This window comes from Phenylobacterium montanum, assembly GCF_018135625.1.
GTDB classification, from domain to species: domain Bacteria; phylum Pseudomonadota; class Alphaproteobacteria; order Caulobacterales; family Caulobacteraceae; genus Poindextera; species Poindextera montana.
The window spans coordinates 50,393-73,496 of record NZ_CP073079.1 but is presented as its reverse complement, the minus strand read 5'-3'; the positions used below and the strand labels follow the sequence as shown (position 1 = coordinate 73,496).

23 protein-coding genes are annotated in these 23,104 nt (G+C 70.3%); 6 read left to right on the top strand and 17 right to left on the bottom strand.

Features of this window, described 5'->3' with window-relative positions:
* Positions 1–67: 67 nt before the first annotated feature.
* Positions 68–334, top strand: a complete 267-nt coding sequence (locus tag KCG34_RS25665; RefSeq protein WP_211940994.1) for a hypothetical protein — start codon at positions 68–70, stop codon at positions 332–334.
* Entirely contained in the window at positions 331–606 is a 276-nt protein-coding gene (locus KCG34_RS25660) for a hypothetical protein (RefSeq protein ID WP_211940993.1), read from the top strand. The genes KCG34_RS25665 and KCG34_RS25660 overlap by 4 nt, the downstream gene beginning before the upstream one ends.
* Positions 607–690: 84 nt before the next feature.
* Here KCG34_RS25660 and radC read toward each other — a convergent pair whose 3' ends face one another.
* Positions 691–1,416, bottom strand: coding sequence for a RadC family protein (gene radC / locus KCG34_RS25655; RefSeq protein WP_211940992.1), 726 nt, complete (start codon positions 1,414–1,416; stop codon positions 691–693).
* Complete coding sequence (locus KCG34_RS25650) at positions 1,409–1,780, bottom strand: DUF7007 domain-containing protein (RefSeq protein ID WP_211940991.1); 372 nt, start codon at positions 1,778–1,780, stop codon at positions 1,409–1,411. The genes radC and KCG34_RS25650 overlap by 8 nt, the downstream gene beginning before the upstream one ends.
* A 436-nt stretch (positions 1,781–2,216) precedes the next feature.
* Between KCG34_RS25650 and KCG34_RS25645 the strand changes: the two genes are divergently transcribed.
* The gene (locus KCG34_RS25645) at positions 2,217–2,582 is read left to right on the top strand and encodes a single-stranded DNA-binding protein (protein ID WP_211940990.1); all 366 of its coding nucleotides are present in this window, start codon (positions 2,217–2,219) and stop codon (positions 2,580–2,582) included.
* A 63-nt stretch (positions 2,583–2,645) separates the two neighbouring features.
* Here the strand turns inward: KCG34_RS25645 and KCG34_RS25640 are convergent, their stop codons facing one another.
* The 4 genes from KCG34_RS25640 to KCG34_RS25625 form a co-directional block, all read right to left on the bottom strand.
* Positions 2,646–6,896 (bottom strand): bifunctional class I SAM-dependent methyltransferase/DEAD/DEAH box helicase, encoded by a 4,251-nt coding sequence (locus KCG34_RS25640; protein WP_211940989.1) that lies wholly within the window; start codon positions 6,894–6,896, stop codon positions 2,646–2,648.
* A 173-nt stretch (positions 6,897–7,069) separates the two neighbouring features.
* The gene (locus KCG34_RS25635; RefSeq protein ID WP_211940988.1) at positions 7,070–9,091 is read right to left on the bottom strand and encodes a ParB/RepB/Spo0J family partition protein; all 2,022 of its coding nucleotides are present in this window, start codon (positions 9,089–9,091) and stop codon (positions 7,070–7,072) included.
* Positions 9,092–9,169: 78 nt separating this feature from the next.
* Entirely contained in the window at positions 9,170–9,859 is a 690-nt protein-coding gene (locus tag KCG34_RS25630) for a thermonuclease family protein (protein WP_211941048.1), read from the bottom strand.
* Positions 9,856–10,746: a DUF7146 domain-containing protein gene (locus KCG34_RS25625; RefSeq protein ID WP_211940987.1), complete on the bottom strand. Its 891-nt coding sequence runs from the start codon at positions 10,744–10,746 to the stop codon at positions 9,856–9,858. The genes KCG34_RS25630 and KCG34_RS25625 overlap by 4 nt, the downstream gene beginning before the upstream one ends.
* Before the next feature lie 312 nt (positions 10,747–11,058).
* Between KCG34_RS25625 and KCG34_RS25620 the strand changes: the two genes are divergently transcribed.
* From KCG34_RS25620 to KCG34_RS25610, 3 genes are read left to right on the top strand one after another with little or no spacing between them, the layout of a single operon-like run.
* Positions 11,059–11,421: a hypothetical protein gene (locus KCG34_RS25620; protein ID WP_211940986.1), complete on the top strand. Its 363-nt coding sequence runs from the start codon at positions 11,059–11,061 to the stop codon at positions 11,419–11,421.
* Positions 11,422–11,430: 9 nt separating this feature from the next.
* Complete coding sequence (locus KCG34_RS25615; RefSeq protein ID WP_211940985.1) at positions 11,431–11,865, top strand: hypothetical protein; 435 nt, start codon at positions 11,431–11,433, stop codon at positions 11,863–11,865.
* A 29-nt stretch (positions 11,866–11,894) separates the two neighbouring features.
* The gene (locus tag KCG34_RS25610; RefSeq protein ID WP_211940984.1) at positions 11,895–12,227 is read left to right on the top strand and encodes a hypothetical protein; all 333 of its coding nucleotides are present in this window, start codon (positions 11,895–11,897) and stop codon (positions 12,225–12,227) included.
* A 135-nt stretch (positions 12,228–12,362) separates the two neighbouring features.
* Here the strand turns inward: KCG34_RS25610 and KCG34_RS25605 are convergent, their stop codons facing one another.
* The 11 genes from KCG34_RS25605 to trbE all read right to left on the bottom strand — a co-directional run bounded on the left by KCG34_RS25605 (position 12,363) and on the right by trbE (position 23,099).
* The gene (locus KCG34_RS25605) at positions 12,363–13,793 is read right to left on the bottom strand and encodes a DnaA N-terminal domain-containing protein (protein ID WP_211940983.1); all 1,431 of its coding nucleotides are present in this window, start codon (positions 13,791–13,793) and stop codon (positions 12,363–12,365) included.
* A gap of 719 nt (positions 13,794–14,512) precedes the next feature.
* Complete coding sequence (locus tag KCG34_RS25600) at positions 14,513–14,767, bottom strand: DUF2274 domain-containing protein (protein ID WP_211940982.1); 255 nt, start codon at positions 14,765–14,767, stop codon at positions 14,513–14,515.
* 1 nt (position 14,768) lies between these two features.
* Positions 14,769–15,104, bottom strand: coding sequence for a hypothetical protein (locus tag KCG34_RS25595; RefSeq protein WP_211940981.1), 336 nt, complete (start codon positions 15,102–15,104; stop codon positions 14,769–14,771).
* A 9-nt stretch (positions 15,105–15,113) separates the two neighbouring features.
* Positions 15,114–16,334, bottom strand: a complete 1,221-nt coding sequence (locus KCG34_RS25590; protein WP_211940980.1) for a TraB/TrbI/VirB10 family type IV secretion system protein — start codon at positions 16,332–16,334, stop codon at positions 15,114–15,116.
* 4 nt (positions 16,335–16,338) lie between these two features.
* Entirely contained in the window at positions 16,339–17,310 is a 972-nt protein-coding gene (gene trbG / locus KCG34_RS25585) for a P-type conjugative transfer protein TrbG (protein ID WP_211940979.1), read from the bottom strand.
* The gene (gene trbF / locus KCG34_RS25580; protein WP_211940978.1) at positions 17,307–17,990 is read right to left on the bottom strand and encodes a conjugal transfer protein TrbF; all 684 of its coding nucleotides are present in this window, start codon (positions 17,988–17,990) and stop codon (positions 17,307–17,309) included. The genes trbG and trbF overlap by 4 nt, the downstream gene beginning before the upstream one ends.
* 13 nt (positions 17,991–18,003) lie before the next feature.
* Positions 18,004–19,296 carry a P-type conjugative transfer protein TrbL gene (gene trbL / locus KCG34_RS25575; protein ID WP_211940977.1) on the bottom strand — a complete coding sequence of 431 codons (1,293 nt, stop codon included), beginning with the start codon at positions 19,294–19,296 and terminating at the stop codon, positions 18,004–18,006.
* A 12-nt stretch (positions 19,297–19,308) separates the two neighbouring features.
* The gene (locus KCG34_RS25570; RefSeq protein ID WP_211940976.1) at positions 19,309–19,578 is read right to left on the bottom strand and encodes an EexN family lipoprotein; all 270 of its coding nucleotides are present in this window, start codon (positions 19,576–19,578) and stop codon (positions 19,309–19,311) included.
* Complete coding sequence (locus tag KCG34_RS25565; protein WP_211940975.1) at positions 19,578–20,294, bottom strand: TrbJ/VirB5 family protein; 717 nt, start codon at positions 20,292–20,294, stop codon at positions 19,578–19,580. Before KCG34_RS25565 ends, KCG34_RS25570 begins: the two co-directional genes overlap by 1 nt.
* The gene (locus KCG34_RS25560) at positions 20,287–20,628 is read right to left on the bottom strand and encodes a hypothetical protein (RefSeq protein ID WP_211940974.1); all 342 of its coding nucleotides are present in this window, start codon (positions 20,626–20,628) and stop codon (positions 20,287–20,289) included. Before KCG34_RS25560 ends, KCG34_RS25565 begins: the two co-directional genes overlap by 8 nt.
* On the bottom strand, positions 20,625–23,099 hold the full coding sequence (gene trbE / locus KCG34_RS25555; RefSeq protein ID WP_211940973.1) for a conjugal transfer protein TrbE: 2,475 nt from the start codon (positions 23,097–23,099) through the stop codon (positions 20,625–20,627). The genes KCG34_RS25560 and trbE overlap by 4 nt, the downstream gene beginning before the upstream one ends.
* Between the last annotated feature and the right edge of the window lie 5 nt (positions 23,100–23,104).

The following is a 23,104-nucleotide window of genomic DNA, read 5'->3' as shown; positions in this document are numbered from 1 at the left end:
CGAATATAGAGTCAATATATTCGTTCCGCCGGTTTAGCCTTTCGTAGAACGGGAGGTGGTAAGAACCATGCGGCTCGAAATCGGTGAGATTGACATCACCATTTACAAGATAGTCGGAAAACGACGTGAGGCTGAATACGGAGGGCGTGGCTGGTTCTGGTCCGATACCCGCATCCCGCCTGTTGGCCCATTCGCCACATCAATGGGCGCGTTGTTGAACATGGTGATGCAGTTCGAGTCCGGCGAGATGGCCGAACGCATCAATGCCGCCGAGGACAAATTTGAGAGGTTCCGGCAAGCCCGGTTGGCGGCTGAGAACGGGGACAAGGCGTGAGCATGTCCCTTAGCGGTCCCGATTTCGACATCGAGATAGTCAGGTCCACCACCAAGCGCGACCTCAGAGAAATGGGTCCGAAGGGCTGGTATTGGGAGGACTCGCGAATGGCAGCCGTAGGCCCATTCGACACACCGCTGGCGGCGATTCAGAATTTCGCAGCTCAGTTCGAATCCGGAGAATTCGCTCAAAAAATCGCGGTCGCAAAAGCCGAGTTCGCCCGGCTCAGGGCTGAACGGCTCGCGCGCGACGGGTCTCGACCGGCTGACTAGTCCTGCCAAAGGACCACCCGATGATGGCCCCGAGCCACACGCGCGCGGTCTGCGTTGGCGAACAGCATGGCTAGGGCAGGTTGCCTACATCAGGCCCAAGGCCCGCAAGCTCGCTACCTGGTCGCCCGCCACCACCAAATGGTCGTGGACGGCGATCTGCAGGGCCCGCGCGGCCGCCACCACCTGCTGGGTCATGTCGATGTCGGCGCGCGACGGCGCGGGGTCGCCGGAGGGGTGGTTGTGGGCGAGCACGACCGCGCTGGCCGACAGCTCCAGCGCCCGGCGCACGACCTCGCGCGGATAGACCGGCGCGTGGTCGACGGTGCCCTCCGCCATCCGCTCGTCGGCGATCAGCTGGTTCTTCTTGTCGAGGAACAGGACGTGGAAGACCTCGCGGGGCAAGGCGGCGAGCCGCGCGCGCAGGTAGGTCCGGACCGCCTCGCTCGAGGTCAGCACCGGGCGCCGGCACAGGGGGTATTCCAAGGCCCGGAGAAGGAGCGCGTGGAGCAGCGCCAACTGGCGAGCCGCTTTGCCGCCGATCACGCGAGCCAGATCGCCCTCGGTGGCCCCGAGCACCCGGCCGATGCCGCCGAACCGCGCCATCAGCGCGTCCGCGGCGGCCACGGTGTCCGCGCCCGGCGGTAGGCACCCCTCAAGGACCAGCGCCAGGGTGTCGCCCTCGTCCAGGCTGGCGAAGCCAAAGGCCGCGAACCGCACCTGTAGGTCCTCGCGCCCGTCGCCCCCCGAAAAGACGCCGATCGGCGCGCCCTCCGCCACGCCGGGCGCGAACAGATCTCGCTGCTCAGCCATGGGGACGTCCTTCCGCGTCGCCGTCCGCACCGAGCGCCGCCGCGTGCTGTGGATGGTAGCGCCGGACCGTGTGGACGGCGGCGGCCCACACCTCGGCGGCGCGCGCCGCGTCGGGCTCGAAGGCGTCGAGACCGAGGGCCAGGTAGGGGATCGCCCAGTCGCAATCCTCCTCGAACCAGCCGGCGCCGCTGTAGGCGGTCGCGTGGAGCGGCTCGGGGATCCGGGCCAGCGCGGTCAGCGAGACGCGGATGCCGCCATGCGACGCGGTCGAGACGGCGACGGCGTCCGGGCCCAAGGGGGTCAGGTGTTGGATAGGTCCCCAGGGCGAAGAGGAACCGACGGTCGGCGGGAAGGGGCACAGCATGGCCAGGTCCAGCGCCGGCCCAGGACCATTCCCCGGCCGGCTCGCCCGGCGCCCCCCTTCCTCTCCCTTTCGATGTGGCGGCCGGCTCGCACCGTGGCGGGGCGGCCAGGTTTTCATGGGCGTCTGAAAGCCGGCGCCCACGCCGAGGGCGCGGCCTTGGCGCAGCGTCGTCAGGTCTTCCGTGAAGGGGGCGGGCGGCGGACGGGTCCCCCGCGATCAATCCCGCAACCCTAGGCCGGGCCGCTCAGGGCGGAAGCCGACCTCGCCAGCGAGGCGGCCGGTCCGGACCCTCCGGTCTTCGCGGCGAGCGCTGCAGACCGGTCTCCAGCCCGGCCGGGCATCCCCCCGTCGCTGGACCCCAGCCTGGACGGTGGCGTGATCGCGGCAGGGACCGCGGGCCGCCCGGGCCCCTCTGGGCGGAAGATGGAGAACGACGATGCTGAACCAAGCTCAACTCATCGGCTACACGGGCGCCGAGCCGGAAATCCGCACAACGACCTCGGGCAAACAAGTCGCCACGCTGCGGGTCTGCACCAGCCGCTACAGCAAGGCGAAGGGCGAGCGGAAGGACTACCCCACCTGGCACCAGGTGGAGATCTGGACACCGGCGACGGTGAACTGGCTGGCCACCAAGGGCCTGCCGACCGGGGCCAGGGTCTTCGTCCAGGGCGAGATCCGCCACGACCGCTACACAGACAAGGACGGCGTCGAGCGTTTCTTCTCAAAGGTCGTCGTGACCGCACCCGGCCAAACCTTGACGGCGCTGGACCGCCCCGAGCCCACCCTCGCGGACCCCGCCTGACGAGAAAGCCCCGCCCGGCGGACCGGGCGGGGCGCTTCGTTTCAGGGCAGGTCGTGACCCGGTTTACGCGGCCGCTTGCAGCACTGTCTGCACCGGCCACTTGGCCAGGACCGCGGTCAGCACCTCGGGCTGGTCGACCGGCACGAACACCCGCGGGGTGTAGGAGATGATCTCGACGAAGCAGCCCAGCGTCGTGAACGCCGAGCGCTGAGTGGCCGCCCCGACCACCTCGATCCGGTAGCGATCCATCACCTTGGCCCGCCGCAGCCACAGGCCGCCCGCCAGCGAGAGGGCGGCGCCCTCCTCGAGGACGAGCGGGGCGGTCGCGGCGCCGTCGGCGAAGGCGCTGGCGGTATCGGTCAGCCCCAGCGCGACCTTCAGCTGCGGCACCTGGCCGGGATCGAGCACCCGGCCCAGCCAGCGCCGGCCGTCCGGCGCCTTCAGGCGGCGGACCGAGGTCGCCTTGTCCGGGAGGCTGGACCAGATCGGCAGGAGCAGCCCCGACACCAGCACCAGGTCGCGGGCCACCCACGGGTCCGCCTGGGCGATCTCGGCGTCCCACGCTGCGCGCCAGGCCGCCTCGCCGGCGTCCTCCCACGCCGATTCCTCGAACCCCTTCAGCGAGGCGATCGAGCGCTTCTCCGGACGGATCAGGCGCACGGCGGGGATCAGCCGGTCGTCATCGTTGGTCGTGGTCAGGCCCTGGACCACGAGGGCGGCGCGGCCGGACTTGCTGTTGACGGCGAAGATCACCGCGTCCCGGTCAAGGCCCGCCAGGGCGTCCTCGGTGGAGGTCAGCTGGCGCACCGTGCGGACCTGGAAGCGGGTGAGCCGGGTCTCCGCGCCGGTGACGGCGTCGGTGCGGATCACCTCCTCGTCCGAGATCACCACGTCGTCGGCCACGATGTCCTCCATGCCCCGATCCAGGGCACCGGACGCCTGGGCGCGTTCGAGGATCGAGGTGAGGATCGCGTCAAAGGCGGCGAACAGGCTGTTCTGGTCGGCGATCCGCAGCGCCAGGAGCCTGTTCAGGAAGGTGTTCATCGGCGGCATGTCGTCGGACTTCCTGAGGTTGCCCTCATGGTCAAGCAGCCGCAGGCCGGTCTTGGCCTCAAAAGTCTCGCGGTCCATCGCCTCGACGTTGCCGAAGTGCAGGCCGATGTAGAAGGCCTGCAGCGCCCGGTGCGCCCAAGGGCTTTCCAGGTTGTCCTCGGCGCGGAAGAGGCCATTGCCGGCAGTCCGCCGTTCGCCCCGGGTCAGGGCGCCGAGGCTGTCCAGGCGCCGGGCGATGGTCGAGGTGAACCGCTTTTCGCCGTGGATGTCCGTGGTCACCGGCCGGAAAAGGGGCGCCACGGCCTGGTTGGTCCGGTGCGAGCGGCCCAGCCCCTGGATCGCCGCGTCGGCCCGCCAGCCGGGTTCGACCAGGTAGTGGACGCGGCGCTGCTGGTTCGCGACGCCGAGGTCGGCGTGGTAGCTGCGGCCCGTGCCGCCGGCGTCGGAGAACACCAGCACCCGCTTCTTGCCGGCCATGAAGGCGTCGGTCTCGGCCTTGGCGGCCGAGGCGCTGCGGCGCTCCACCACGCGGCGGCCGTCGCGGCGGACCACCCGGCGGCTGCGGCCGGTGATCTCGGCCACGATCTCCGTGCCGAGAGCGTCGAGGATCGCGTCCAGCACGCCCGGGACCGCCGGCAGGCAGGCCAGGTGGGTGACCAGCTCGTCGCGCAGCCGCAGGGCTTCCTGGCTGACCACGGGCACGCCGTCCACCACCACCGGGACCATGGTGACCGTGCCTTCCTCGTCCTCGACGGCATCCATCGCCATGACCGGGAAGGCGCCCATCAGGTAGTCGAGCACCTGGTCCTTTGGCGTCAGATCGACGGTGAGGTTGTTCCATTCCTCGGCCGGGATCTCGGCCAAGCGGCGCTCCATCACCGCCTCATTGGTCGAGACCACCTGGACGACCGAACAGCGACCATCCGCGAGGTCCTGCCGGATCGAGGCCACGAGGGAGGGGGACTTCAGGCCGGACAGCAGGTGGCCGAAGAAGCGCTGCTTGCAGCCTTCGAACGCCGACAGGGCGGCGGATGCAGCCAAGCCGGACTTGGCCTTGCCCTCCTCGGTCACCCCAACCGCCTCCAGTGCGGCGCGCAGGTTCTGGTGGATCAGCTGGTAGGCGTCAGCCCAGGCATCCCAGATGGCGATGTCATCCTCCGTGAGCGGATGACGCAGCGCCTCATATTCGACGCCGTCGAACGACAGCGAGCGGGCGATGTAGAGGCCCATGGCCTTCAGCTCGCGCGCGATCAACTCCATCACCGCCACCCCGCCGGTCTCGACCGCGTCCATGAAGGCGTCGCGGGTAGGGAAGGGCGCTTCCGGCCCGCCCCAGAGGCCCAGCCGGGCGGCGTAGGCCAGGTTCTCCGGCGTGGTCGCCCCGGTCGCCGAGACGTAGAGGATCCGCGCATTGGGCAGGCGGTTCTGCAGCGCCAGCCCGGCCATGCCTTGCTGCGAGGCCTTCTTCGCGCCGCGCGCGCCCTTGCCGCCGCCGGCGGCATTGGCCATGGCGTGGGCCTCGTCGAAGACGATTACCCCATCGAACTCGGCCCCCAGCCAGTCGACGATCTGGTCCAGACGCGAGCGCCGATCGCCCCGCGCCGGTTGGCGCAGGGTGGCGTAGGTCGAGTAGAGGATGCCCCGGTCCATCCGGATGGCGTCGGCCTGTTTCCACGCCGACTGCGGGGTGATGTCGCCGTTGGCCCCGCCGATGGCGCTCCAGTCGCGGCGGGCGTCTTCCAGCAGGGCGTCGTTCTTCGACAGCCACACCGCCCGCGACCGGCCCTGGGCCAGGTTGTCGGCGATGACGCCGGCGATTTCCCGGCCCTTGCCGCAGCCGGTGCCATCGCCGAGGAAGAAGCCCTTGCGGAATTGGACCGCGCCGGGAAGGTCGTCCTTGACCAGGATCACCTGGTGCGGGGCGTCGCCGAGAATCCACGAGCCTGGCAGGACCTGGGCGTGGGCCTCGCCGGCGTAGATTACCGTCTCCATCTGGGCGTCCGACACCAGGGCGTCGTCGGTGATGCGCACCGGCAGGACCGGGCGGTAGGTCGGCGCCGGCGGCGCCACCGAGGCCATGGGCCCGGATTCCACGAGCGGAGAGGGGTGCGGGCGCGAGGCGGCGAAGCGGATGCGCCCCAGCGCATAGGCCTGGTAGAGGCCGACGTCGTGGCCCTCTCCCGACCAGGCGCAGGCCTCGTAGGCCAGGGGCGCGGAAGTGGCGAGGAAAGCCAGCCGGTTCGACGGCGTCGCCAGCGCGCGGGCGCGGGGCGCCAGGACGGAGACCTGGGAGACGGTGCGGAACTGGCGCGGTTGCGCGGTCGCTCGGGCATCGATGGACGCAGCCGCCTGGGCGGCGTCGGCGAGGGTATCGGCCACGACGACGGAGGGGATCTCATCGCCAGGCGCGCCACGGTCGATCACCAGCAGGCCCGTCTCGACCGAGGTCCCATGCTTGGCGTAGGCGCGGGCCGGGAAGGCCAGTCGCAGGCGGATCGGACCCCGGGCGGCCAGGGCGCGCAGCGCCGGGGCGTCCTCGAACAGCCGCGCCGGGACGATCGCCGACAACCGGCCGCCGTCGGCCAGGCAGTCCAGGGCCGCGTGCAGATGCGCCTCCAGGTGCTGGAAGGGCGGGTTGGCGAGGACGGCGTGGAAGGCGCCCGAGCCGGGCAGGGTGTCGCGCAGGTGGCGCGCGTCCTGGTGGCTGCGGACCGCGAGGGGGAAAAGACCTTCCAGGAGGCCCGCGCGGCCGGCGGCCAGCTCGTTGAGGGTCAAGGCGCCGCCGCAGGCCTCGGCCAGGATGGCCATGAGGCCGCTGCCGGCCGAGGGTTCCAGGACCTGGTCGCCCGGGCGGACCTGGGCGGCGAGCACGGCCAGAGCGCCCAGCTGGGGCGGGGTGGAGAACTGGTCCAGCGCGACCTGCTCCTCGCTCCGGCGTGTGTGGGTGAGGCTGAGCTCGGCGAGGTTGGCCAAGAGGGCGACGATTTCGGCCGGCGCGTCCTCCAGGCGGCCGACCTGGGGGGCCAGACGGCGGATTTGCAGCACCAGGGCCGCCTCGATGGCGTCATAGGCGTCGCGCCAGAGCCAGGCGCCCTCCGCGTCCGAGGCGCCGAAGGCCATGGTCATGACGTTGGCCACCAGCTTGCGGTCCAGCGGACGGGACCGATTGAGCTGGGGGGTCAGGGCGCGGGCGGCGGCCAGGAGGTTGGCGGCCTTGTGGTCGCCGACATCGACGGCGAACAGGGGAAGCAGGGCGTTCATGGGCGGGGATCCAGATCACCCGTCGCGGAGGGCTCCTCCCTCCAGACCCGACGGGCTCGCCCGTCCGGCCCCTTCCTTTCCCTCTACCGCCCACCCAGCAGGGCGGCGTTCGGGGCCGCAGGATCGCAGCAGACCAAGAGCCCTCGCGCGGTGCGCAAGGGCTCAAGGCAGTGTCATGCGGCGATCGACACCTCCGGCGCGTCACCCTCGCCAGCCTCGGGCCCGGCCTCATCCCCCTCGGAGTCGGGTTCGGCGTCCTCGTCCGCCTCCGCCTCAATCGGACGGTCCCAGGCCAGCGCCGCGGGCGCCCACTGACGCTCGGCCGCCGCCTCGGCGACGAAGGCGACCAGGTCGTCCTTCTTCAGCGTCTTGGCCCGGTCGTCCTCGGCCTCCATCTCGTCCAGCAGCGCCAGGAGCTGCTTCTTGGAGTGGACGGCGAGATAAGCGGCGTCCGGGGTCCAGTGGGCGGAGATGTCGGCGCCGCAAAGCGTGGCGATCTCGGCGGCTTCGGCCCGGGCCCCGTGGCGGATCATCGAGGTGCGGGCCTCTCGCAGATTCAGGGACATGGCGGTCAGCTCCGCGAGCAGGGCCATCTTCTCCCCGTGCGCCAGGGTCTCGACCCAGGTGATCGGCCGCAAGCCGGAGGCTTTGTAGGCCGCCCGCTTGGCGTCGAGACGGGCCTTCACCTCGCCGTCCAGGGCGGCGATCGGCGGCGTGGAGCCCCGGCTGTAACGCACCCCGGAGATCTGCAGCGCCGAGGCGTCAAGGCCGCCGGAGGAGTGCAGGGCCAGCTGCTTGAACAGCTGCGCCACCAGCACCGTCAGCGCCGCGCTGGGATCGTCCGCCAGGTCGCGGATCAGGCCCCGGGTGGCGACGTCGGTGCGGGTCTCGTGGAAAACGTGGCTGGAGCCCTCGACCTCAACATCGGCCTTCGGCACCTCGACGTCGGCCACGGCGCGGCCATAGCGGCCGCCGACCTCGGCGTCCTCGTCCTCGTCTTCCTCGTCCTCGATCTCCTCCGGCAGTTCGCTGGCCGGCAGCGGGACCGCGTAGAAGCTCGCCGCAAAGCCGTAGTCCGAGGCGGCCGGCGACAGGATCACCGCGCCGATCTTGCAGCGGCTGAGCGGGGCGCCGGCGACGGCGGCCATGGCGCTGACCAGGGGTCCGAAGGCGCCGGGCGCCTCGTCCGCCTCCGGATCGATGTCCTGCAGGTCGGACGACAGCTGGGTGACCCGGTAGTTGGCCTCGTTCAGCGCCGTGGTCTGCGCCTCGGTCAGGTCCGGGCGATAGACGTAGGGCAGTCGGGAGAAGCCTTCCGGCGCGCCGAAGTCTCCGTCGTCGCCGAGATACACCGCCAGGCCATCGGCCTGCAGATGCACCACGATCGGCTGGACGCGCTCGCGCCAGGCGGTCGTGAGCACGTCGGGATCCAGCAGCGCGTCCGGCAGTTCGGCGAACAGGTCCGAGCTGACCCGGCCGCCGGCGGCGACGTAGCGGTCCATGCCCACGAGGGTGAAGCGCGGGTCGTCGACGGTGACGCGGCCGCGGGTCACCAGGCCCTTCAGCTGGTAGTCCTGGAAGTAGCCGTCGAGCGCGGTCTGGGCGATCTCGGCCTGCTGCTTCTTGTCGCCGATGCGCGCAAACAGGCGGACCTGCTTCAGGGTCAGCTTACCCGCCCGCAGGGCCTTCAGGACGTTGGGATGGACAGCCGCCAGGGCCTCCAGCCGCTTGATCTCCAGCTCAGCATAGCCCAGGGCCGCGGCGATGGCGGCGGTGTCCAGCTTGGTCTTGCGCAGCTTGCCAATGGCCGTGATCACGTCGGCGATGTGAACCGGGGCGTGCTCGGTCGCCGGCAGCATGATGCCGGCCACCTGCTGGGCCTTGGTCTCGGCCAGCAGGCAGTCAACCTCATAGTCGTCCGTGAGGTCGCCGCGCTCGGCCAGCAACAGCAGGCCGAAACGCCGGCGGCGGCCGTCCAGCGCCATGAAGCGCTGCTCGCCCTTCCGGCCGGGCCGCACGATCGGCGGGATCACCACGCCGGCGGCCAGGATGGTCTCGGCGAGCTGGGGCACGCCGTCGTCAGCGGGTTCCTTGAAACGAAGGTTTTCGGGCGCAAGGCCGAGGTCGCCGAGGCGGACCTTGATCGAAGTCATCGGAGTCGGCGGCGCGGCCGGGACAGTCTGGGTGTCGGTCATCGAGATCAGGCTCCAGCGCCTGGGCGAGGGTCATCCTGCCCCTGGGCGCACCCGCCCGCTCCCTTCCTCCCTCCTTTGCTAGCGCCGGGCCGGGGTCCAGCCCGCCGCCTCGGCCGCCTCGAGCGAGCAGAACCAGCGTTCCCCCCGCGCCGTGTCGATCCGGGTCGCGGCGTAGTCGCGCTGACCTGGGGCATGGACGATCCGCAAACCCCTGGCGTTGATGTTGCCCTTCAACACACAGCTGCTCGGGACGGCGGCCTGTGGCGCGGCGGCGACCGCGCTGCGCTCATCGGCGCGCCATTCCGACGGTTGCTCGAAGGTCCCCGCCCAGAGGCCCCGACGGGCGCGCCGGGCCTCCGCCTCGACGGCCGCATAGGCGCCGCCGTCGAAGCGGCGGTATTCGACGGCCAGGCCGGCGCCGACCATGGCGGCGCCCAGGTCCTGCCCGCCGGCGCGACACTGGGAGACGGACCGACCGTACTGGTCGTGGTCGCGCACGACACAGCTGACGTCGCCGCCGGCGACCAGCGCGCGCATCCGCGCTGTGGCGACCTCCCCGCAGGCATAGCCGTGGCCGGCGGCGTCCCGGCAGGTCTGGCGGCCCTCCGGCGCATCGATGCCCCAGATACGGACCCGGGCGCCCGCCACGGTGAGGGTGTCTCCGTCAACGACCCGGGCGCGGCCGACGATGGGCGCGGGCGCGGCGGCGCCCAGGAGGACCGCGAGCGCCAACAGGCAGACGCGTTTGTCCAGCCGCAGCGCACTCATCGACGACACGACCACTCGTTCCAGTCTCCCCAGGGCTCGGGCGGAAGGGCGATCGAGGCCGCCACGCCCAGGCCGATCAGCCGTCCCTTCAGGCGATCGGCCGACGCCTCGCCATCCTTGCCGCGGTCAGCGGCGATCAGCACCGAGCGCACGCCGGAGGGCGGTGTCCAGACCCGCAGATTGCGGGTCGACATCAGCGCCCAGCCGGGCAGGCCGAACCATTCCGTGGCCGATAGCGTCGTGAACACCCCCTCGCCAACCAGCATCTCGACGTCGGCCGGGTCGAGGCGGATGGCGCTGCCGCCCGGCGCCGGGCCCACGGTCTTGCGCGAGAGCCGCAGGTCGATCGCCCGTTGCCCGTTGGGCGCCAGATAGGTCACCTCAACTGCCGTGAACCGGCCATCGGCATCCTGGATCCCGGCGAGCAGCGCCGGCCGGCGGTGACGCCCGCTCCCGTAGGCCGAGACCGGCGCATCGTGGTTGTGGCGCAGCGCCGCCGGTCCCGGGAGGTCGCGCTGGACGCCCCGCAGGCGGCAATGGCGCTCGGAGAGCGAGCCGGTCACCGCCCGCCCGGGCTCCCACAGCCGCAGGGCCGCATCGCGCCGCTCGGTGTCGGAACTGCTGGCCCGCGCCGGCGCCGGGCGTGGCCCCCGGCCGGATCCGGCCAACGGGGCGTTGCTGGCGTCGATCAACTGCTGCTCGCGCAGGAAATCCAGGACCGCGCGCCAGTCGCCATCGCCGAAGGTGTGCACGACGACGCGGTCGTACTGCAGCAGCAGGGAGACGGAGCGGTCCTCGGCGCTGTGACCCGGCGCGGGGATGTTGGCGCGGCGACCGCCATCGTAGAGGTCGCCGCCCAGCGCCTGCACGATCGATCTCAAGGTCATGGCTCCGCCTCCATCAGCTTCACCCCAAAGGACCCCACCTCCGGCCTTTCCGACGATCGCACCGGCCGCGGCGCGCCTGGCCCCACCCCACACGGGGCGTTGCGGGGTGTCCCCGCTGGAGGGGGTCGCCCGAGACGCCGCCGGCGGCCCGGGCGCAGGGGGAGGGCGCTCCCCCCTTCCAACCCTCGACCAAGCCATGTGCATCATGTGCCAAAACACCAATTTCCGCGCATCAAATTGTCACGGTCACGCTTTCGCGGAGGACTCTTTGGCCGATTCAAGCTAGCCGTTCCCTGGCGCGGAGGAGTGTGATTGGCCGGTTCCAAGGAAACATCTGACGAGACCGAGGCCGACCGCAGCGACGAGGCGTGGATTCGCACCGCCAACAGCGACCAGGCCATCCGGGTCCGCAGCCTGTCCATGATGCTCGACAAGGGGACCACGCTGATCGACGCGCGGCTGCTCGAGCAGGAAGACGGCCTGTGGGTCATCTTCTTCAGGCTGTCCGACCGGCCCGGCGAATATCGTCTCAACATGGCCAAGTTCGACCAGCCCAAGACCTACAAGGACGTCGCCCTCGCCATCGCTTCGATCCGCGAGGACCTCCACTACGTCGGCCCGATCACCTGTGTCACCGACCGGCACGGCGACCTGGAGCCTCAAAAGGCCGTTTAGGTACATCCCTTGGCGACGCCCGACCTGACCCTTTCCGCAACCTTCGCCGACCGCGCGGCTGAGTTCACGCACGGCGCGACGTTGCAAGCCGAGCGCGGCGATCCCGCCGCGCAAAGCCACATCCTGCAGAGCCTCTGCATCGGGCTGGAGCTGGGCTTCAAGGCCTTCCTCCTCGCGCGCGGCCGCAGCGACGATTGGAACCGCCGGGAAATCCGCCACGACCTGGCCAAGGCGGCCGAGGCGGCGACCGAGCTGGGCCTTCCGGCCCCAGCGCCGCCGGTCACCCGGCTCATCGCCGCCGTGGGACCGGCCTACGCCCGACACGGCCTCGACGAGCTCCCGGCGCTCGACATCGGTCTTCCCGAGGCGGCCCGGCTAGTCGATGTCCAGCTGGCGACGATCTTCGCCGCCCTGGCCGAGACGCGGACGTCTCGGATTCTCTGATCGGCAACCACCCTGCTAAGGTCCGGGCCATGAAAGACCAAGAGCTCAAAAAACAACTCGACGAGCTGCCCGGTCAGATAGCTGCGCTCAACGATAAGATTATGGCCTTCGTGGCGAAGGTAAAACGCTTGCCGCAAGGCGCGAGGAGGTGGGACTTAGAAGAGTGGATCGTTACCGAATGCCATGTTGATCCTGAGCTCATACGTACTAAGCCGCATTGGTCGAAACAGGACTGGCTAAAGAGCGCGATAGAATTGAAAGTTGCCGCGCGACAGTACCGTGGCGCCGGAAAACTGGCGAAAGCTGTGGCGTGTGAAACCGATGCGAAGGTCGCGGAGGAACGCGCCGCGTGGATGGCGTGATCTGGCCAATCGAGCCAGCCGAACAGCAACCCGGCCAAGGTCCATCCGCACAGCTCAGTTCCGAGGCGGTGGCATGGCGACGTCGGTCACCCGCCACGCGGCCAGTGCTCGGGGAACACCGCCAAGGCGCTCGCCTCACCGTTTCCTCACCATCAACACCACCCGGTCGACGAAGACCCCGACGGTCTCGGCGGCCATCTTGATCGCCTCGACGTAGTCCCGTTTGATCCGATCGGCGGCGATGCCGGTCGGCGTCGAAAGCGTCAGCACCCCGTCGACGATGCCGTGGAATCCGATCCGGTTGAACCAGCTGCCATGGGCGCCGTCCCGGATCAGCCGCCGGACCTCGGCGTTGATCTCAGGCCAGGGCGCGTCCTCGGCGCCGGGCGCAAACATCAACGGCGGCAGCTCAGGCTGCGGCTCGAACACCGCCTCCGGCCGCGGGGCCGGGGTGATCTCGGCCGGCGGGATCTCCCCCTTCTGCTTCAGGATCCTGGCCAGGTTGAGCCGCAGGTCCGGCACGCCGCCAGACGGCTTGGTGGCGAAGGCGCCGAAGTAGGCGCAGGGGCTTCGGACCTCGGGGTCCTCCAGCGCGATGGCCAGCATGGTGACCACGCGGATGCCGTGGCGGGCCCATCCCCACTGCACCGACAGGCTGTTGTTCCGTTCCGGGTCCGGCAGCAGCAACGGCGCCGCGGCGGCGATCCGGGCGGCGTCTTCCGGCGTGGCCGTGGACGGGTCTTTCAGGACGTGATCCGGGACCAGCGGGGCGAGCCTCGGACAGATGCGCACGGCGCTCTGAAGCTCCTGGCGGACCATTTCCGCGTGCACCGAGGGTCCAAGATTCGCGCCGGCGAAACCGCTGGCTCCCCCTGGAGAGCCAAGGGCGCGGACCGTGCCGGTGCGCTGGGGTTGGCCCGAGGATCCGTTGGTCCTTCCGCGCTCGGGCCGCGCAGCGGGCCGCTTCTCGGAATAACTTCGCGGGGAACCCGCGTCCTTCTCGGGTACAGGATAACTAAAGTTCTTTTGGGACTGTTCTAGGCGCCGGGATTCTGGCGCCTGGGCGCTATATTTTGTCGGGAAGGCTACCGCTTCCGACTGCAAGGCCCTGCGGGCGGCAATCGCCCCGCGGATCGCGGCGTCGACCGCCTCCAGTTCGTCGAGGCGGGCCAACAGCGGGCGAAGGTCGTAGGCCTCGAGCCCGGCCGGCCGGTTGGCGCGATTGTAGTCCCGCACCATGAAGCCGGCCGCCTCCAGGCCACGCCGATTGGTCCGGGCCTGGCTCTCGCTGCAGCCGAGGTACTCGGCGATCAGGCCCGTGGACGGCCAGACGCAGGCGATGTCCTGCTCCAGGCGGTCCTGGTTGAGGTGCTCGACGTACAGCAGCAGCGTCAGGCGCTGCGGCGTCGTCAGCATCGGCGTGCCCTTGAGCACGGCGGCGGCCACGCGGGCGATGGAGTCGCCCGGCCGCCAGCGCCAGGCCTCGGCCTTCGCACAGACTTCCTCGAAGTTGTCTGCGCGCTTGGCGAAGCCGGGCCGCCATTCCACGGAATGTGCGGTTTGCATGATGTCCCTTCGGGTCGGGACGAGGCCGATTCACGGGCTGAAACCGGCAGGATTTCGGGACAAAGGGGTCCCGTCCGGTCCTTGACGACGTTAAAAACGCCCCCTAGTTTGGACCGGTTGATTTGCCGCCTCTCACAACGGCGCCTGCGATATCCGAGAGCCTCCAGCGCCAACTGGGGGCTTTCGCCGTTTTAGGGTCTCGTCTTAGGTCACGGATCAATTCCTGGCTGATCCCGGCCAAGGCCGGGCGTTGACGCCCAGGCGAGGCCTAGGCGCTTGGATCGCGGGCGCGATCGCGCCCGGTCAAAAGGGGTCAGGGGGAGGGCATGGGGTCGTCCTTTCCCAGGACGAGGTCCGCGCCGGCGTGTGTCGTTCGACGGCCGCAGGGAAGCGTTTGGGGTCTTGACGCCAAAAACGAAACGCCTAGCCTGTCCCCATCAAACGCCGCCACCACGCGACTTGATCGAATTTCACGAGAGCCTCCGATTGCCGTCGGGGGCTTTCGCCGTTTTGGGCCTCATCTCGCTAAGTCATCGGTCTCTCCAAGGCGCGCCGCGTCGCGCGCGGCACGCGCGATTCGGCATGGTGGAGCCTGGGATGAGTCTGTCCGCCGCCAAAGGGCGCCCCATGCGCCAAAACCTCTGAAACGGCGCACGCGGCGCGACTCTATGATCTTGCTGCGAATCGAGAATCGAGGGCCCGGCCAAGGCGGGCTGACCTCAGGCTTTTGGCTCCTGCGGCGGGTTGGCTTTGCGCCAGGCCTGGAAGCCGCGATCGGCCTCGATGAAGGCCGCGAGGATGTGCTGGATGAGTGGCTCAGGCTCGACCGGATGACCATTGGTCGCCGCGTAGGCGCGCTGATAGTCGGCCAGGTCGATGGCGGCCTTGCCCTTCAGACGCAGGCGCACGTCGAGCAGCTTTTCTTCCAGGTCGATCTTGGGGAGCGCGAGGGTCGGGGTCGCCGCCTTGGCCATGTCAGCCTCCATCGTGGGGGGAAAGGGTTCGCTGGACCGCTGCGCAGGCGAAGTCGGTCAGCTTCAGGTTCAGCGGCTCCAGTCGCGCGCGGATCCGGGCGCACAGCGCGTCCGGCAACCGCAGCGTCACCCGGGCCTTGGCGCCGCGCACCGCGGCGAAGACGACCGGCTGGCCCGCGTCTAGGTCCTCCAGGAGCGCGGTGAAGGCCCGAGCATAGAGGTCCTGAATGGCCCCACGCGGCGGCGGCCCCGTTGCCGAGCCACCTGCCACGGCGGCCATCTGCTCGTGCAGGCCCACAGGCAGGACGAGCCCTAGTTTGCAGCTGCGCGATGTCATCGGCCGGCCTCAGGGGTAGGGCGCCAGGATCATGTCCTTGTTGACCAGGACGCGGAGCGGCCAGCCGGCGCGCACCTTGATGGTCGGCTGGCGATTGAGGTCGCGCGACGTGATCTGCTGACCCACCTGCTGGGCTCCGGTGGAGATGCCGGACGAGGCGCTGTTAAGCACCAGCTCGCCGGAGCTGCGGGCGCTGGCGTCCTGCGCCGAGGCGGCGCCGACGCTGAAGACGGTAGAGAGCAGGATGCCGCGCGCCAGCTGCCAAAAATGGCCGTCGACCTGGTCCTTGAGGCCGGCGGCGCCCGTGAGGTCGCCGCCGCTCATCGAGCCGATGTTGATGGATCGGCCGTCGGGCATGATGATCCTGTTCCAGGCGATCAGGGCCCGCTCCTGGCCGTAGGCGATCTGGCTGTCGTAGCGGCCGATCAGCCGCGAGCCCTGTGGGATCAGGACGGTGCGGCCCGTGGCGTGGTCGTAGATCGGCTCGGTGACCTGGGCGATCACCTCGCCCGGCAGATCGGAGTTGAGCGCGGTGATCAGGGCCGCCGGAATGACCGTGCCGGCCTTGACCTCCCAGGGGCTGGCCGGCGGCCGCAGCGGCGTGGCGAGGTAGTCCTCCGTCCGGGCCGTGGCCAGGAACTGCGCCTTGCCACCCTGGCCGTTGGCCGGTTGCACGTCGGGCGCGGGTGTGACCGGCGCCGCGCCCGGCTGCGCCTCGGCGAGGGTCACTGGCGCGGCCGCCTCGGGCGCCCCACCGCCGGCCTGCGCCTGGGCCGCAAAGAACGGCCCCGAGCCACGCGCGGCGACCGCCTGGTCGCGCGCCTGCTGCACGGCGGGATCCACCCGGGTCTGGGCGGCAGGCGATGCGCCGGCGCCCACGCCCCCTGTTGCGCCGGGCGGCGGCAGGGCCACGGTCCCGGGGGCGTCGGCCGCCCGCACGGCGGGATCGCCGTAGCCGGCGGCGTACCGGGTGGCGAAGGCCGGCGTGGTGGGCGCGGTGTCCGCCGTGGTCTGGGCGGCGCTCTGTTTTGGCGCCGGCCGGTTGGCGCCGCCGAAGCCGATGTAGAACCCCGCCGCCACGATCGCGGCCAGCGCACCGGCGCCGGCCACCAGGTAGCGGCGATTCCATCGGGTGACGGGCAGGCGCGGCGCGGCCAGCACGCTCTCGGCCGAGGCCTTGGTCGAGGACGGCGCCTCGCCGATCGGACGGTCGGGCGGAAGGTAGGTCATCGGCCTACCCCTTCCGCGCCGTGCGGGTGATCCGCACGACCTGCTGGGGCTTTTCGCCCAGCCGCAGCTCGGCGACGTCGACCAGGCGGTCGACCACATAGTAGCCGTTGAGGAAGCGGTAGTTGACCAGCTGGGCCGTGCCGCCCGGGCCGACCAGGAACAGGGGCGGAGCGTCGGTGGCGGCCATGTTCACCGGGAACTGGATGTAGGTCTTCAGCCCATCGTCGAAGACCCGCAGCGGCTGCCAGCGCGGCGGCTTCATGTGGATGGCCTCGACCTTGTAGTCGAAGTGCAGCTGGTCGATGGCCAGCGTCGGGGCCACCACGCTCTGCGCCTGGGCGGCCTGGGCCGCGGCCAGGGCCTGCATCTGCTCCTGCGGGTAGTTCCAGCTGATCGCGCTGGTGTAGGTCCCGCCCTCGCGGCTGACCGCCTCCAGCAGGTAGGTCCGCTGGTCGGTCGTCAACACCACATTGGTCTTCAGGCCGCCGCGGATTGGCTTGATCAGCACCACCACCTGCTGGTTGGCGCCGCTGCCCTGGACGGTCTCGCCCAGCACCCAGCGCACCGTGTCGCCGGCGGCCTTGGCGATCAGCTTCTCGCCGGGCCGCAGCAGCACCGTGGTCAGGAACCGGGGGCTGGTCTGCAGCGTGTAAATCCGCCCCGCCTCATAGTCGTAGAACAGGACCGCATTGATGTAGGCGTCGGGGGTGGCATAGGCCCGCGCGCCGGCGTTGGCCGCGGTCACCGCCGCAAAGCCGGGCGGCGGCGGGCCGCGCCGGATCCGATGGACGCGGGGCGTGGGCGCCGTGGGTGTGATCGGGGCGACGGCCGCGCCAGCCGCCGGCGCCCGGGCCGGGGGCGGGTTGGGCGTCAGCGCCGTGGGCGTCTGGGCCGAAGCGTCGCCGACGATGGCCAGGGCGGCCGCCACGCAAAGGCTTTGCGTCGGACGCACAGGAATCTTGCGGATGAGGCTCATAGCTCGCGACTCCACTGGAAGGCGGTGATGAAGACGCCGAGCGGATTGGCCCTGAGGTCTGCCTCGTTTTTCGGCGGGTCGATCTTGGTGGTGAACAGGCCGGTCCAGTTGACGGTGCTGGAGCTGACCCCCTGGTCGAAGGTCGTCTCGCGCCACTGCACCTGGTAAGTGGCGGGGCTGCGCTGGAGGACCGAGACGACCTCAACGCTGACCGCCTGGCTGCCGGCGTTGGCGAAGGGATCGTGGGTCTTGGCATAGTCGTTGAGCTGGCCGATCGCCGGCCCGACCACGAATCGATAGGCGCCGGTCCAGTTGTCCCGGATGACGATGGGGTCGATGCTCTTGGACCGCGTGCGCGTCACCCAGTCGGCCAGGAAATAGCCGACCTCGGCGGAGGAGGGAGTGTAGGTGCGCCCCGCCATCTCGATCCGCCCCGGTCGGCCATATTTGTCGATCGGTATGACGTAGGTGGCGATGCGGGTGTTGCTGCCCTGGTAGATCAGGCCGCCGACCGCCAAGGCCGCCACCGCCCAGCCGGCGAAGGCCATCAGCCGCCAGTTGCGCGCCTGAATCACGGGGGCGCCGATGCGGCGGTCCCACTCCTGGCTGGCCCGCTGATAGGGCGTCTCCACAGGCGCCGAGCTGCCGTAGTGGTCGTTTGGGCGTCGGAAGGGATTCATCGATTCAGGTCCTCTAGGTCCCGGCGCCGGTCGGGGGCTCTTCGGGAGGGATCGGCGTGGCGCTCATGCCGGCGCCGCTCTCCTCACCCTGGGCGGCCGTGGCCGCCGCGGTCTGCGCCGCCGCCGCAAGGCCGCTGCGCCGCGCCTCGGCGCGCGCCACCGTGTCGGCCGGGGACGGCGGCGGCGGAGCCTCGTCGTCGGACCCGCCTTCAGCCATGCCCGCGCCGAACAGGCGCCCACCCGCCGAGCGCAGGCTCGAGACGGCCGAGGACACCGGGGCGCGCGCGAAATCGGCCGCGCCAGGGCCGCCGCCCGGTGTCGGCGCAGACCCGCCGCCAGAGGGGATCGCGCCCGCGGCGCTGCGGGCGGCCGCGACCTGGCCGCCGCCCGCCGCCCAGCCGGAGGCGACCGCGCCGCCAACGGCGCGCATGGCCAGGCCCGCGCCGGCGACGCCAGCCGCAACACCCGCGGCGCCCATCAAGGCTCCGCCGGAACTCAGCTGCGGGCCACCGGAGATCAGGGCCGCGGCGATGGCGGGGATCTTCAGCGCCAACATGACCATGACCACGGCGGCGAGCAGCAAGCCGACGTCCTCGCCGATGCCGGGGTCCGGGGAGACGCTGTAGTTGTCGAACACCGTGGTCCCCAGGCTGACCACGATCGCCAGGGCCATCAGCTTGATCCCGACGGAAACCACGTAGCCGATGGCCCGCTCGCTCATGAACGAGGTCTGGGTCAGCACCCCGAACGGGACGGTGACGAAGGCCACGAGGGTGACGATGTGGAATTCGATGATCGTGACGACGATTTCGACTGCCAGGATCACGAAGGCGATCAGGATGCCGATCGCGGCGACGATGGCCATGGCCACCACGTCGATGTGGGCGAAGAACTCGATGGGCCCGGGCGAGATCTTCTTCACGTACTGCATCAGCCCGGCGATCACCTTGATGCCGGCCATGACGATCTGGGAGGGCGAGGTGGTGAAGGTCGAGAGGGACATACCCCCGCCGCCGGCCTTCAGGCCCAGGGCGGCAAACCCGTTGACCACGGTCTTGGTCAGGGTCGGCCACTGCGCAACCAGGAAGGCGAAGAACCCGACCAGGAGGATCTTGCGCACCAGCGACGCCAGGACGTTCTGGTTCTCGTCGATGGCCCACATCAACGCGGTGATCACGATCGAGATCACCACCAGGCTGGCCAGCGTGGCCGAAACGTCGCCCTGGATCAGCCCGAACCCAGCGTCTACCTGGCTGCGGAACTTGTTGAGAAAATCGTCGAGGACGGCGGGATCGGCAGTCGCCACGGTCCGGGTCTCCTACAGTTTCCCGGGGTCGGCGACGCGCGGGGCAGGCTTGGCCACGTCGTAGAACTTCGAGGCATGGCCATCGGCGTCGGCCGACTGGGCGTTGACGCAATTGGGCGTCGCGGCGAGGCGGCCGGGATCGTTCTGGCAGGCCGCCAGCTGCGTCGCCCGCTCGGCGTCGTGCTGGGCGTAATAGGCCTTGTCGTGGGTCGGGACCGGCTGGGAGCAGGCGGCCAGGGCGGCCGCGGCGAGGCCCAGCGCAATGACGAGACGGGCGCGCATCACAGCTTGTCCGGGTTCTGAACGCGGCTCGCGGGCGGCGTGGTGGCCCAGAAGCGCTGGCTGTCCGCCTCGCCAGTCGCCTGGGACGCCTGGACCTGGGCTGCGAGGGTCTGCTCGGCCCGGGCCTGGGTGATCAGCAGGTTCTGCAGTTCGGTGAGCTGGGCGGTCACCGTGGCCAGCAGCTGGTTGGTGGCCTGGATCGCCGAGGTCTGGCCCGCCGCGCCCTGGGAGGCGCTGACCGCGCTCGCCACCTGGGCCGAGGTGATCGGCTGACCCTGGGCGATGGCGTTCTGCATCTGCAGCGCCTGTTGCAGGGCCAGCGCATTGTTCTGGCGCCAGCTCGCGAGGGAGGCCTGGGTGGTGGCGAGGCTCGCGCCGGGCATGGTCGAGGGGTAGAGCGTGGCATATTGCTGGGCGACATTCTGGGCGCCGTAGCCGATGCCCTGCGCCTGCTGCAGGATGCCGGTCGCCTGGCTGGCGATCTGCGCGATCGGCCCGGTGACGTCGGTCTGCAGCTTCTGCAGCATGGCCGCCTGGTTGGTGAGTTGCGACTCCAGGCGCTGAATCTGGGTGAGGCTGTTGGTGACCTGCTGCTCGGCCTGCAGGATCGCCTTGACGTCGATCACCGCCATCTGGGCGTGGGCGACCGGCGGCGGCGCCGTCGCCGTCAGGACGAGGGCCAGCGCGAGGCCGGCGGAACTGAAGGACCTACGCATGGGTGGGAGTCTCCCGGGTTGACGACAAAGGGGGCGGCCAAAGCGCGGCGGCCTCGGCGCGGATGAAGACCCGCTCGGTGCGGCGGCGGAAAATCCAGGCGGCGGCAAAGCCCGCGAAACCGAGCAGCATCAGCGCCAGGTTCTGATGCAGGGGCGTGGCGAACACCGCCGCAAATCCCGGAGCCGCGAGGGCGAGGAACAGGAAGCGCCGCCGGCGCGGACTGACGATCCATCGGTGCGGCAGGCGGGCCGCCAGGCGGGTGAGGCGCGCGAACTCCAGGCTGGAGAGCGGCGGCTCAAGCGCGGCGGGGCAGGGCGGGTGCGGCTCCATCACGCCACCCTCGCGGAGGCGGACGCTGACGCGCGGGCGAGGTAGTCGGCGACCTCGGACAGGCCCTGCGCCCGGTAGTAGGCCTCGGCGAAGCGGGCGGGGCCGCCCTGTGCCAAGGCCGCGCTGATCCGCTGCTGGTCGCCGGGCGAAGAAGCGCCGACAGCGGCCAGGGTCACCGGGCCGAGGCCAAGCTCGAACAGGCGGTTCCCGGCGCTCGACTGATAGTAATATTCCCGCTTCGGGGTCGCTCCGCCGACGATGCGCAGCTGTTGCTCGTTGAGCCCGAAGGCGGCGTAGAGCTCGGCGATCTGCGGCGTCACCGCGTCGGGGTTCGGCAGAAAGATTCGGGTCGGGCAGCTCTCGATCAGGGCCGGCGCGATCGTGGAGCGGGCGATGTCCGCCAGGCTCTGCGTGGCGAAGACGACCGCGACGTTGAACTTGCGCAGGGTCTTCAGCCATTCGCGGATCTTGGCCGCGAAGGAGCCCTGGTCGAGGAACAGCCACGCCTCGTCGAGGACCAGCAGGGTCGGCCGGCCGTCGAACCGCTGCTCCAGGGTGCGGAAGATGTAGGTCAGCACCGGCGCGAGCGCGGCCTTGTTGTTGATCAGCTCGGCCATCTCGAAGGTCTGCCAGCGCGCCGAGACCCGGGCGTTGTCCTGGGCGTCCAGCAGGTGCCCGTGGGGACCGGCCAGCGTGTAGGGCAGCAGCGCCGACTTGACGGTCTGATCCTGAATGGTCGCGGCCAGCAGGGTCAGGGTGCGCTGATCGCGCGGGCCGGCCGCCAGGTTGCGCAACCCGCTCCAGATCTCGTCCTTGATGGCCGGCGAGATCGCGACGCCCTCGGCGGCGACGATGTCCTGCACCCACTCCTGGGCCCAGGTCTTGTCCTCGGCGCTTTCGAGGTCGGCCAGCGGCTGGAAGGCCAGGTCGGTCTGATCCCCGCCCAGCACGAAGAACTGTCCGCCGGCCAAGAGGGTGGCGGCGCGCGAGCTGGCGCCCTTGTCGAAATAAAAGATCTGCGCCTCGGGATAGCGCAGCCACTGCATGGCGATGGTGTTCAGCAGCACCGACTTGCCGGCGCCGGTCGGTCCGACGACCATCGCGTGACCGACATCGCCTTGGTGCAGGTCGAACCGGAACGGCGTGGTGCCCGCCGTCCGGGTGACCATGAGGGGCGGCTGAGCTCCGGGGTGGCCACGCTTGGCGCATTCGGCCGACAGGTGGGCGTTGCGCGAGGGGCCCGGCCAGATGGCCGACATCGGGATCATGTCGCAGAGGTTCAGCGAGGACACCAGGGGCCGGCGCAGATCCGCATAGGCCTGGCCCGGCAGGCTGCCCAGCCACGCCTCGACCGCGTTGACGTCCTCGACCTTGCAGACGAAGCCGACCCGGTTGATGGCGCTTTCCACCTCGCGGACCCGGTCGGCGAGCCGGTCCGGATCGCGGTCGATCAGGGTCACCGTCGGGGTGAAATAGCCGATCGAGGCATAGTCGCCGCCGAGGATGGCCAGCGCCGCGTCCGCGTCATTGGTCTTGGCCGTCGCGTCGGGGTCCTCGAGCAGCGAGGGCTCGTGGGTGATCGCCTCCTTCAGCAGCGCCATCACGCCCTTGCGCTTGGCGAACCAGCGCTTGCGAACGGTGGACACCGCCTTGCGGGCGTCCTCCTTGTCGAGCGGCATGAACCGGCAGGTCCAGCGATAGCTGACCCCCAGCTCGTTCAGCCGGTCGAGCAGGCCTGGCGAGGAGGAGGTGGGGTAGGCGCGCACCGAAATGGTGCGGACATACTGCCCGCCCAGGCGCGGCAGCAGGCCGCCCTGGAAGTCGTCGTCGCAAAGAAACGCGTCGAGGTAGGCCGGCGTGTCGGGCGTGCGGACATAGTGGCGCTTGGTCGAGATGCAGCCGTGCAGATAGGTCAGCGTCTCGTCGTCATCGAGCTCGCGGACCTCCGGCATGATGGCGCCAAGGATGTCGGCGATCTGGCGGACCGAGGCGAGGAAGCCGCCCAAGGCCGCGCGATACATGCCGGCCGCCCCGCGCCCCGACGGCGCGTTTTCCAGCATCAGGCTCTCCGCCGTCGAGATCGCCTCTTCGGGCGGCAGGAAGGTGAAGGTCAGGAAATAGCGGCTCTCGAAATGGCGCTCCTCGGCTTCGAAAGCCCCCCGGCGCTCGTCGTCGATCAGGGCCGAGACCGGGTCAGGGAACGCGCTGGACGCATAGTCCTGCGAGGAGGCGCGCAAGGCCTCCACGTGCAGGCACCAGCGCGAGCCCAGCCGGCGCAGGGCGTTGTTGAGCTGGGCGCGGGTGGCGACGAGCCCGGCGTCCGTGGCGCTGGCCAGATCGGGGCCGCGGAAGGCCAGGGTCTTCTGGAAGCTGCCGTCCTTGTTGAGGACCAGGCCCGGTCCAATCAGCGCCACCCAGGGAAGATGATCGAAGAGACGTTCAGCCTTGGCGCGGTACTCGCGGAGATACAGCATGATCC